Annotated in this window: 11 protein-coding genes; 8 read left to right on the forward strand and 3 right to left on the reverse strand. The window is 42.4% G+C overall.

All coding sequences use genetic code 11. The features are described 5' to 3' along the window. The first annotated feature begins 92 nt into the window (after positions 1-92). The 6 genes from V7O62_RS03055 to V7O62_RS03080 all read left to right on the forward strand — a co-directional run bounded on the left by V7O62_RS03055 (position 93) and on the right by V7O62_RS03080 (position 6,128). Positions 93-674 (forward strand): GTP-binding protein, encoded by a 582-nt coding sequence (locus V7O62_RS03055; protein WP_406657549.1) that lies wholly within the window; start codon positions 93-95, stop codon positions 672-674. A gap of 246 nt (positions 675-920) precedes the next feature. After that, the gene (locus V7O62_RS03060; RefSeq protein WP_406657550.1) at positions 921-2,219 is read left to right on the forward strand and encodes an O-acetylhomoserine aminocarboxypropyltransferase/cysteine synthase family protein; all 1,299 of its coding nucleotides are present in this window, start codon (positions 921-923) and stop codon (positions 2,217-2,219) included. After that, a complete protein-coding gene (locus V7O62_RS03065) occupies positions 2,216-3,688 on the forward strand; it encodes a homoserine O-acetyltransferase (protein ID WP_406657551.1) in 1,473 nt (490 codons plus the stop codon). The genes V7O62_RS03060 and V7O62_RS03065 overlap by 4 nt, the downstream gene beginning before the upstream one ends. A gap of 221 nt (positions 3,689-3,909) precedes the next feature. Further along, positions 3,910-4,320 (forward strand): MarR family transcriptional regulator, encoded by a 411-nt coding sequence (locus V7O62_RS03070; RefSeq protein ID WP_406657552.1) that lies wholly within the window; start codon positions 3,910-3,912, stop codon positions 4,318-4,320. 4 nt (positions 4,321-4,324) lie between these two features. Then, positions 4,325-4,939 (forward strand): 4Fe-4S binding protein, encoded by a 615-nt coding sequence (locus V7O62_RS03075; protein WP_406657553.1) that lies wholly within the window; start codon positions 4,325-4,327, stop codon positions 4,937-4,939. Between the two features lie 196 nt (positions 4,940-5,135). Further along, positions 5,136-6,128, forward strand: a complete 993-nt coding sequence (locus tag V7O62_RS03080) for an aspartate-semialdehyde dehydrogenase (RefSeq protein ID WP_406657554.1) — start codon at positions 5,136-5,138, stop codon at positions 6,126-6,128. 213 nt (positions 6,129-6,341) lie between these two features. On the opposite strand, the gene V7O62_RS03085 is transcribed toward V7O62_RS03080, so the two are convergent. Together V7O62_RS03085 and V7O62_RS03090 are read right to left on the reverse strand one after the other, a co-directional pair. Then, positions 6,342-8,264: a heavy metal translocating P-type ATPase gene (locus tag V7O62_RS03085; protein ID WP_406657555.1), complete on the reverse strand. Its 1,923-nt coding sequence runs from the start codon at positions 8,262-8,264 to the stop codon at positions 6,342-6,344. A 148-nt stretch (positions 8,265-8,412) separates the two neighbouring features. Beyond that, positions 8,413-8,676, reverse strand: a complete 264-nt coding sequence (locus V7O62_RS03090; protein WP_406657556.1) for a metal-sensing transcriptional repressor — start codon at positions 8,674-8,676, stop codon at positions 8,413-8,415. A gap of 427 nt (positions 8,677-9,103) precedes the next feature. On the opposite strand from V7O62_RS03090, the gene V7O62_RS03095 reads away from it, so the two are divergent. Both V7O62_RS03095 and V7O62_RS03100 read left to right on the forward strand, forming a co-directional pair. After that, on the forward strand, positions 9,104-10,210 hold the full coding sequence (locus V7O62_RS03095) for a hypothetical protein (RefSeq protein ID WP_406657557.1): 1,107 nt from the start codon (positions 9,104-9,106) through the stop codon (positions 10,208-10,210). 84 nt (positions 10,211-10,294) lie between these two features. Further along, positions 10,295-10,744 carry an SRPBCC family protein gene (locus V7O62_RS03100; protein ID WP_406657558.1) on the forward strand — a complete coding sequence of 150 codons (450 nt, stop codon included), beginning with the start codon at positions 10,295-10,297 and terminating at the stop codon, positions 10,742-10,744. Here the strand turns inward: V7O62_RS03100 and V7O62_RS03105 are convergent. Further along, the gene (locus V7O62_RS03105) at positions 10,735-11,832 is read right to left on the reverse strand and encodes a citrate/2-methylcitrate synthase (RefSeq protein WP_406657559.1); all 1,098 of its coding nucleotides are present in this window, start codon (positions 11,830-11,832) and stop codon (positions 10,735-10,737) included. The two genes, V7O62_RS03100 and V7O62_RS03105, sit on opposite strands and share 10 nt — an antisense overlap. Positions 11,833-11,897 lie beyond the last annotated feature (65 nt).

Here is an 11,897-nt window from a genome sequence, read left to right on the forward strand (position 1 = left end):
CTTCTGCTTTCCTTTTTGCCAACCGCGAGGAAACACCTTTATACTATTCTGGAAGACTTATTTCAGTAAGTTACCATAATGGGGGTTCTATTATGCAAGTATCTGTGATAGGAGGAGCAACTGGTAGTGGTAAGACTACTGTCATACTAGCACTTTGTAAATATCTCAGTGGGAAAGAAAAACGCCTTGGAATCATCATTCAGGAGAAAGGCCAGGCAGACTACGATGAGGAGATGCTGAAGGGTTTTGGTATCGAGACAAGGGAGATAGATAGTGTTTGTATTCCCTGCTCTCTCAACATGGATATAAGAAGCAACCTGATGAGCCTTAATGAGGAGTTTGGACCTGATATTGTTTTCATTGAGACGGGAGAGACGGTAATACCGCATAAGATTAAAATCGATATCGAAAGGATGGAATTGCCGAACATAGAATTCCTTCCAACAGTAGTTGTAGTAAATGCGGAAGATTTCGAAATCGAGGAAGGTCAATTGATTGAGTATAAACGAAAACAGCTAGAGAGTGCTGAAATTGTTTATATTAATAAAACCGATGTTGCTGATAAGGCCGTTGTCAGCAGGATAGAAAAACTTGTTTCGGACATAAACCAACAGGCACGCATACTTCGGGCAACGGCAAAAGGTAGTGAAGAACTAAGAAATCTCTTGTTTTGAACTATACTAAACCAGCCAGATGCCCGCTTATTAATTCAAAATTTAGCCTTTCTTCTTTTGACCGGTATTTTTTAACATGTACATTCAAAATTTGTCCACATGTTTATTACTAATGGTTATATATTCACAATTGTTATATGCAAAGATTTATATGTTAATTGAGACTACTATACAGTACAATCACTTTACTAAGATCATTCTTCAAACTGTAAAAAACACAAATTGATAAACTAAAGAGGAAACAACATGGACGCGAAACAATATGGATTCAATACCCTTGCTCTGCATGCCGGACAGATACCGGACCCTACAACAGGTTCCCGTGCAGTACCGATCTACCAGACCGCATCCTACACCTTCAAGGATTCAGACCATGCAGCCAATCTGTTTGGTTTGAAGGAATTCGGTAACATCTACACAAGGCTTATGAACCCAACTACCGATGTCCTTGAGAAGAGAGTTGCTGCCATTGAGGGCGGTGTTGGGGCATTAGCTGTTTCATCCGGCATGTCTGCAATAACCCTTGCAACTCTTGGAGTTACCAGGCTGGGTGACGAAATTGTTTCCGCTGACAACCTCTATGGTGGGACATACCAGCTATTCAATAATACATTCCCAGACCTCGGACGTAAAGTAAGGTTTGTAGACTCTACTAAACCTGAAGAGTTCAAAAAAGTGATTAACGAGAAAACAAAAGCAATCTACACAGAAATCATAGGTAATCCTAAGCTGGATGTGGCCAACCTGGAGGAGCTTGCAAAGATAGCACATGAGGCAGGCATTCCGCTCATAGTGGACAACACCGTAGGTATTGGAATCACACGACCAATTGATTATGGTGCGGATATTGTTGTACTTTCGGCAACCAAATTCCTGGGAGGACATGGCACTTCCATTGGCGGTATCATCGTAGATTCCGGAAATTTCAAATGGGACAACGGCAAGTATCCCCAGTTCACAGAACCAGATCCCAGCTACCACGGACTCAAATACTGGGAAACCTTTGGAGATTTCCCGGAACTTGGAAACATTGCCTTCATAATCAAGATGAGAGTTCATCTGCTCCGCGACCTCGGACCTGCAATGAGCCCCTTTAATGCCTTCCAGTTCCTACAGGGACTTGAGACATTGCTCTTAAGAGTAGAAAGACACAGCAAGAATGCACTCGAAGTTGCAAGATTCCTCAACGTTCATCCTCTTGTGGAATGGGTCAATTATCCGGGACTTGAGAATCATCCAAGCCACGAACTTGCCAACAAATATCTCCATGGTAAATATGGGGCCATCCTTGGATTTGGAATAAAAGGAGGTCTTGAAGCAGGCAGGAAGTTCATCGACAACGTGAAACTGCTCTCACATCTTGCAAATATCGGTGATGCGAAGACACTTGTCATACACCCCGCATCCACGACCCACCAGCAGCTAACAGTGGAAGAAAGAAAATCCACAGGTGTTACCGATGATTTTATCAGAATGTCTGTCGGGCTTGAAGATGTTGAGGATATAATTGCAGATATTGACCAGGCTCTGAGAGGATCTCAATGAAGCATGAATCAGTCGGAGCTGTAGAAACCCAGTATTACAACTTCCCCTTAGACTTCCGACTTGACAGCGGGAAAGATCTTAAGGGAGCTACGCTGGCATACGAGACCTATGGCAACCTGAACGCAGACAAGAGCAATGCTATCCTTGTCTGCCATGCACTCACAGGGGATGCACATGCTGCCGGATGGCATTCCGGTGATAAGAAACCCGGGTGGTGGGACACGCTCATAGGCCCTGGAAAAGCACTTGATACCGGGAAATTTTTTGTGATCTGCTCCAACATACTGGGAGGGTGTAAGGGTTCAACAGGCCCGTCTTCCATAAACCCGGAAACCGGCAATCCTTATGGCCTTGAGTTCCCGGTAATAACCATAGGGGACATTGTAAGGGCACAGAAGGAACTCGTAAACCATCTTGGCATCCAGAAACTTTTTGCCGTGATCGGTGGTTCAATGGGAGGAGTACAGGTACTTCAATGGACTACATCCTACCCGGAATCCGTATCCAAGGCAATTGCCATTGCAACTACATCCCGCTCTTCCCCTCAGCAGATAGCTTTTAATGAAGTTGCCAGGATAGCCATCGCATCCGATCCTGACTGGAACAAAGGAGACTATTACACGGGAAATTCTCCAACCCATGGACTGGCTCTTGCAAGAATGATAGGGCATATCACCTATCTTAGCGATGATTCTATGCAGGAGAAATTTGGCAGGAGATTGCAGGACAAGGAGAATTACGATTTCAATATTGATTTCGACTTCGAGGTCGAGAGTTATCTTCATTATCAGGGCCAGTCATTTACCAAGAGGTTTGATGCCAACTCCTATCTTTATATCACCAAGGCCCTTGACTACTTTGACCTATCCAGGAACGGTTCCCTGAAGGAAGGACTGAAGGACGTTAAAGCAAAATTTCTTGTCATTGCAGTCAGTTCCGATTGGTTGTATCCTCCGTACCAGTCCAGGGAAATCGTAGCTGCACTAAGTGCCAATGACAAAGAAGCAACATACAGGGAGATTGAATCAAATTACGGACATGATGCATTTCTGCTCGAATCCGGGCATCTGAACTACCTCATAAGCAATTTCCTGTCCCATGTTGTTGTTGCGGATGTCATGAAGACCGAAATCGTTTCTATAAGGAACGGACTGAGCATCGAGGAAACAGCCAGTATTATGTGCAGGGAAGGAATCACACACCTTCCCGTAGTTTGCGACGACCGCAAGCTGGCAGGGATTGTCACATCCTGGGATATATCAAAAGCAGTAGCAATGAAATATACTTCCCTTGATAAGATCATGACAAGAGATGTCATATCCGCAAATCCCGACGAGAGCATCGAGAGTGCTGCAAAGAAAATGGAAGAACATAACATTTCCGCACTTCCTGTTGTTGACGGAGACATGAAAATACTGGGCATCATCGGCAGTGATGAAATTAACAGGCTTATTGGTGGGTATACCTAGGCCTTAGTTTATACCTCAAGAATACAGGTGTGAAGGAACGAAGATGCAGAAAACGTCCCCTGCATCCTGAATCTCTGTGAACTTGCGTTAATCATGGGTTGATTGTAAACCAGTGTTTTATCCCGGTGATACTTCCGTTTTTATCAATTCCATGCAGTACTTGAAATCATTTATATATACTGCCGTTTTAATACAGTACTGTTGAAAAATGGAGGTGTCATATGATCGACTTCGCCTGCAAGGAATTTGAAATCGAAGCTGTAATAAAATGCGGCCTGAACCTTACAAAAGCAGATCTACAGGTACTCAAACATTTCCTGCAGTTTGGACAGAACTGGCTCAATACCGAGCATATTGCCGATGAACTGGGACTGAATCTTTCCACGGTTCAGAGAAGCGTGAAGAAGCTATACGAACGCAACATCCTCATACGCTCCCAGAACAATATGGACGGAGGCGGATATTTCTTCGTCTACAAGATACGTAGCAAAAAGGAAATTCGCGAGCTTATTATGGAAATAGTAAACAGCTGGGTAAAGCGCGTAGACAGTGAATTGCAGGCCTGGGCTGAAGAAAAAAGAACCAGTGATGAAATTATGGCCACCTCTGTAAATATTCAAAAACACAGGTGAAATAATGCTAAAAATCACTCCTCATCTTGGTATACTCGTAATAATAGTATCTATCGCAGGACTCTGGTTCCCTCTGCTGGGATATTTCCTGCTAGTGGTCTTTGCAACTCTCATGATAACCAGTATCTTCAGGGGAAGATGGTTCTGTGGAAACCTCTGCCCCAGAGGCAGTTTCAATGACTTCTGGATAGGCAAAATCACCAGGAACAAAAAAATACCTGGCTTCCTCAGGAGTTTCTGGATCAGAATACCTCTCTTTGCAATGATGATGGGATTTATGGGCTACAGGCTGCTCTCAACTGAAGGTGTCATCAATCAGATAGGCATGGTGTTCGTAATCATGTGTCTTATGACAACTTCCATCGCAATTGTAGCCGGAATTTCTATAAGCCCCCGTACCTGGTGTACTTTCTGTCCTATGGGAACAGTACAGAACCTAATCGGTGGCACCAGATATCAGCTTCAAATGGATAACTCGAAATGTGTCAGCTGTAAAAAGTGTGACAAATCATGCCCTATGCAACTTGAAGTTCATGCCAACGAACGCAAACCGGACTGCATAAAATGTGGAAGATGTATAACCGCATGTCCGACAAAAGCACTGACATTCAATACCTGAGCCTGATTGACTCAGGTACGCTTTTTTTATACTGCTTTTTTAATCAGATCCCCTATCCATATACCTGACCGAGGACAATCTTCATATCATTCCATATATATGATACTGCCAGGAAAAACGCTCATTCCGCAATATCATATATTCATTAAAAAAGGTGTTTCACTGAAACTCCGGCAACCTGACGGATGACATAATTATGAGTTACAAAGTAGGAATTATGGGTGCTACCGGCGCAGTAGGTAGAGAAATAATTGAAGTATTGCACAACAGGAATTTCCCTGTGGAAGAATTAAGACTTTTTGCTTCGGTAAGGAGTGCGGGCAAGACAATGGAAACCCCATTTGGGGAGATCACCATTGAGAACGCCGACCTTGCAGATTATTCCGAACTCGACATCGCATTCTTTGCAATCAGCGGCGGATGGAGCAAGGATAACGCCGTGAAGGCAACCAGCGCGGGATGCTATGTCATTGACAACAGCAGTGCTTTCAGGTATGATAACAATGTACCACTGGTAGTCCCTGAGATAAATGCAGCAGCTATCGGGGAATCAAAGCTTATTGCTAACCCCAACTGTACAACCGCTATTGCAGCCATTCCGTTGTATGCGCTTCACAGGGAATACGGTGTAAAGAAAGTAATTATCAGTACCTACCAGGCAACCAGCGGAGCCGGAGCAGCCGGTATGAGCGAACTGGCATCAGAAACCAGGAATTACCTGGATGAAAGGGAAGTTAGTAACAAAGTCTTTGCTTATCCAATTGCATTCAATGCTATTCCCCATATAGACAGTTTCCAGGATAACGACTATACCCGCGAGGAAATGAAGGTAGTCTGGGAAACCAGAAAGATCTTCAGTGAACCGGATATGCCCATCAGTTGTACCTGTGTGAGAATTCCTACAATGAGGGTGCATGCAGAGAGCATAGTAATCGAGACAGAGAAGCCTGTAGATCCTGAAGATGCCAGAAAACTGCTTAGCCAGGTTGATGGTATTGAAGTGAAGGACGATATCGAGAACAATGTTTATCCATTGCCGCTTACTGCCACAAGGAAATATGATGTTGAAGTTGGCAGAATAAGGCAGAATCTTGTCTTTGGTGACCACGGCCTTGAGTTCTTTGTCTGCGGTGACCAGCTACTCAAAGGCGCTGCCCTGAATGCTGTCCAGATAGCTGAAAAGCTTTAATTCCATTTGTTTGCCGATGCACATCAGTGCAAAGGCATTTGTTTTACTTTTTTAATTCTGCTATTCTTACCTATTTTATCATTCGAGTGATTACTTTTAGGTGTTAGAATTCAAAATATGCCATCTGTATAAAAGTATGATAAGACATGCTAACAAAGAACAAAAAATATTTCAAAATAAAAAAGAAAAGAAAAAATTTTGGAGATTGAAATATCAGGCACTTAACTTTGCATAAAGCTCCCTGCCAAAGGATGTTACTCTAAAGTTACTTTGCGTTCCTCGTTTCCAGGTCAGCAACAATGAGGAGTTTATGATAACCAGGACCGAACCTGCATTGTGCACCAAAGCACCTGCAACGGGATTCAGGACTCCGGTCATTGCCAGAATAACCGCAACAAAGTTGAGTAACAATGAAAAACCAATATTCAGCTTAATGGTATTCATTGTTTTGCGAGACAAGCGAAGCAGGTGAGGCAGATTTCGAATATCATCCCCAACAAGAGCAACATCTGCAGCATCAATAGCAATATCACTACCCGAACTTCCCATTGCAATTCCTACATTGGATGTTTTTAGTGCAAGGGCGTCGTTCACACCATCACCAAGCATACAGACATGTTCCCCGTTTTCCTGGTATTGGCTGATTTCCTTCACCTTATCTTCCGGCAAACAATTGGCAATAACATTCAATATTCCTGCTTTCTTTGCCATATGAGCTGCAACTTCCGAATTATCACCGGTCAGCAAAATGCTTTTTACTCCCATCCCATGAATCTCTTCTATGACCCCAACCGAATCTTCCCGCAGGAAATCGGATAAAGAGATCATGCCGACAGCCTGCTTTTCAATCGCAATGCAGAGAACTGTATGGTTATTGTTTTTATGAGTGGTTAAGGATTTCTTCATCTCCGGTGGCAGCATAATCGAATGCTTTTCCAGAAACTGTTCGTTTCCGATAAGAACGTCTTTATTGCCAACATTTGCAGATACACCGCTTCCGGCAATCATCTCAAAAGTCGAAGGATCTTCGGGGGACCTGTCAGTAACTGATCTGAAATAATTGACTACCGCCTTACCTAAAGGATGCTCGGAACGAAGTTCTGAAGACGCAGCTATTGATAGTAGTTCTTCTGTAGAAAGGGCAGAGCTGAAACTTTCTATATCGACAACAGCAGGTTTTCCATGTGTCAGGGTTCCTGTTTTATCGAATGCGACTCTTCCTATTCTGGCAAGGCGTTCCAAAGCATCCCCTTCACGAATTAATATGCCATATTTTGTAGCATTCCCAATTCCTGCCATAATTGCAGTGGGCGTGGCGAGCACCAAAGCACAGGGACAGAAAACTACCAGGATTGTAACTGCACGAACAACCTCTCCGGTAACCACCCAGGTAAAAGCAGCAGATACCAACGCAGCAATTACTATCCATGTAGCCCAACGATCTGCAAGACCTACAACTTTTGCTTTCCCTGCATCTGTAGACTCAAGAAGACGAATTATTCTTTGCAGGGAACTGTCTTTACTGACCTTTGTAGCTGTCATTTCAAATGTGCCGAATTGATTAATGGTACCACTGAAAACTTCATCCCCTTCCTTCTTGTCCACAGGCAGAGATTCACCGGTCATAACCGATTGATCAATAGAAGTGTTGCCAGATATTATCATGCCATCTACAGGGATCGTTTCACCTGCAAGAACACGGAGTTTATCACCGATATTCACTTGATCTGAAGGAATGGTTTTTTCTGAACCGTCATTAATCAAACGTGCTTTTTGCGGTTTCAGACGAACCAGTTTCTCAATCCCGGATCTGGCTTTTGCAACAGTCCTCTCTTCAAGAAGAGCACCTATAGTCATTATAACCGCGATTTCACCTGCTGCAAAAATTTCCCCAATCCATACAGACGCGATCAAGGCAAGAGACACTAAAACATCTGCTTTTATGTCAAAATTATGAATGAATTCTATAGAAGACTCTTTCAGAATAGGCACTCCGCAAAGAATTACTGCTACCCATGCACTATCAATGGGAAGATCTGCAAGATTAAAGAAGCTAACAAGTAATGCAAATACAGAAATTGCAATGCTAAGAATTATCCACTCATCGGAGTTTAATATTTCTTTTATTCTGTTCACACGATCACCTTAATAAGTAACACTATTTTGCATACCTATAGGGGTATAGGCATATATACTTATGGAGGTAGGGGTATAATGCAGAGATTAAACTATCATGTGATCAAAAAGAGATAAAAAAGGATTAAAAGAGTACGAGGATAGTGTATCAGGACATTCGTGAAAAGTGTTCTACTGCTTTAGCAAATTCAGCAATGGTTCGATCTGCTTCCCCATGCTCTATTCCTTCCCGGACGCAGTGGTTTAAGTGACCCTCCAGCACAACTTGTCCAACTTTATGCAAAGCGCTTTTTGTTGCATTAATCTGAATTAAAATATCTTCACAGGGAACGTCTTCATCAATCATTTTGTCAATAGCATTTAATTGACCCATGATTTTTTTTATTCTTCGATGTAGATTATCGGAATCCATACATTTGAGCACTTGTTAATCACTTCCTTCATCAGCTGTAAGTTGGTTCATGTTACAAAGTATATATTTATCAATGTTTTCTTAACAGAAATCAATTATCGAATCGACTTCTATAGTTCATAATACTTATTTCAGTAACAGAGCAATTCCAAAAGCCACTTTAAACTATTTTCCGAAATAGGATTAAATACGGAAATGCGAAAATCCTTTGAACACTACATTGAGCCTTTAATGTCTGTTTGCAGTTTCTGAATAGAAGTCTGTAGAAAATGTGTTTTCCATTTCAATCTTGATCTGGCAATCTAAAAAGAAGCAAAAAATTTCAATAATTTAGGATTCACTTCACGTTGAACTTCAAACAACCTCCCGGAAAAAGATTTTAATTAATAAAAACTTTAATTGATATAGGGTTGGTTATGAGGAAATTATGAAAAGAAGAGTTGGCCTTTTCCTGATACTATTATTGGTTCTAAGTGCTCTTAGTTGTCCTGCTACTGCTTTGACTACAAGAAGCGGTGATGTTGTAATCATAGACGAGGTTGTGGAAGATGATCTCTATATTGCCGGGAACAATATAATCATCTCCGGAACTGTTATGGGAGATGTAGTAGCTGCCGGAGGGAGAGTGGAAGTCAGGGGTACCATCACAGAAGATTTCACGGCAATGGCCGGGGATGTTATTATTACAGGTGGCGTGGGAGATGACATAAGAGTCGCATCAGGCACGCTGAATATGGAAGGAGAAGTAAGGGACGACCTTCTCTCTGCATCAGGAGAGGCAATGGTTACCAGAGAAGCAATAATTAAAGGTGACCTTTCATTCACATCCGGACAGATGAAGATGCTAGGAAGCGTTTTGGGAGATGCTATGGGATCTGGCGGCGAACTCACAATAGGCGGACAGATAGCAGGAAATGCTGACATGGAAGCCGGAGAACTCACGATACTGCCCGGAACAGAGATAGGAGGAAATCTCAGGTATATAGCACCGGAAAGAATCACCATTCCTGAAGGAACTGTTGCCGGAGAAGTTGAATTCATTCAGGGAGGAGACCGGAATGAAGATGATGGGATTGGAATTTTTTCCATAATCTGGTGGCTATTTAAGTACCTAGTACTGGCTATAATAGGCCTTGTGGTCCTGGCCATATGGCCGGAAAAAATGCAATTATTAGCTGAAAGGACAACTTCTTCACCAGGAAAGACTTTTCTTATCGGTTTCGGGTTAGTGCTTGGGGCATGGATACTTTCAGTATTGCTTTTACTGACGCTCATAGGTATACCCATCGGAGTGCTCATTCTTTTACTGATTGCAGTGATCTTTTACTTTGCCAGGGTGATAACAGGTCTTTGGATCGGCAAATATGTATTTTCAAAGATCGGCTGGGAAAGAAAGCCGTGGCTTGAACTCTTGCTTGGTGTGTTCATACTGCTATTGTTGATTGAATTACCCTTAGTCGGATGGATTGTATATCTGGTCGCCACCCTCATACCTGTAGGGAATTATTATTATGCGTTAAGAAAGATACTTTAAATTTAAATACTAAATTGTATATCATTTTATTTAAGAACACATGCAACTCCTATTGTCCCTTTTTTGAGGGAGGTTTATTTCTAGATGCAAAAAATATGCACTGACATTGAAATCAATGCTCCTGCCGAAAAGGTATGGCATATCCTGACTGATTTTGAAAACTTTGAAAAATGGAACCCTTTTATACTTATCAAAAAAGGTAAACTCGAAGCTGGTTCCCAGCTGGAAGTCCAGTTACATCCTCCGGGTTCCAAGCCCATGTCCTTCAAGCCAACTGTACTAAAAGTCAATCCTGTCCGGGAGTTTCGGTGGATGGGAAGTATGTGGATTAAAGGAATCTTTGACGGCGAACATGCTTTCAGAATAGAAGAACTTGACAAGAGCAGAACACGCCTGATCCAATGTGAGAGATTCCGGGGAATACTTGCTCCGCTGGTATTGTACATTATGGGCGAAAATATCAAAGCGGGATTTAAGGAAATGAACCTTTCCCTGAAAAAAATCAGCGAAAAGGTTTCAAAGGATCATACATAATGTGCCCGCGGCCTGATTACCCGGTTATCCGTATATTGTTCAAAGCAATGGGCAGTCCATCCTGACACCCTTCCGATAGCAAACACAGAGGTTGCAAGCTCAGGTGGTATTTGCAGATACTTGTATATCACAGCCGAATAAAAATCAACGTTCGGATAAATGGGTCTTCCTCGAACTTCCAGGAATTCACGATACATAACATGCTCTAAATTTTCAGCGACCTCATAATAAGTAGTATCACCGTTTTCCTTCGCAACCTTTTTCGCCATTTCCTTGAATATCCTTGACCTTGGGTCGTAGTTCCTGTAAACCCTATGCCCAAAACCCATTATTTTTTGTTTCCGGGCCAGTTTATATAAAACATAATCATTAGCATTTTCCGGAACTGCAACCTCATCCAGCATTTCCATCACACCTTTTCTGGCACCCCCGTGCAAAGGACCTTTTAGCGTACACAGTCCGGCAATTATAGCTGAATAAGCATCTGCCAGCGTGGAAGCTGCAATTCTCAAGGCAAACGTAGATGGGTTCAATTCGTGTTCCGCACTGAGTATGAAATCTTTTTCAATTGCTTCTGCCTCGATTGCAGAGGGTTCTTCCCCTCTTAACATGTATAGGAAATTGGCTCCATGTGAGAGGTCATCATCAGGCTGTAAAGGAATTTCACCGTTTTTACACCTGTACATTACAGCAATCATCGTAGGTAACTTTGCGATCAGGCGAATAGCTTTATTTTTGTTTGCCTCAAGTGAATTATTATCGTTCTCATAGTCCATCTGAGCAGTGCATGAGATGGCAGTCCTCAAGGAGTCAAGTGCTTCGGAACCATAGTTGCAAATCCTCATTATGTCTGTCATCTCACCATTGATGCGACGTTCAGTTTTAAGCCTGGCAGAGTAGGCAGCCAATTCCTGCTCGTTCGGAATTTCACCATTGACCAATAAATAAGAAACAGCATCATAGGTCATACCTGCCAGTTGTTCAATATCGATTCCCCTATATCTTAAAATGCCCTGCATACCATCGATAAAAGAAATTCTGGTATCCAAGGCTACAATGCCTTCTAAGCCCTTTTTTATTTCTTGCAAGTAAGCGTCCCCCAATACAGGAAATATGTTTTGGTAAAATATCCCTTATATAACATTTTGTTTTG

Source organism: Methanolobus sp. ZRKC2 (assembly GCF_045291185.1).
GTDB lineage: Archaea > Halobacteriota > Methanosarcinia > Methanosarcinales > Methanosarcinaceae > Methanolobus.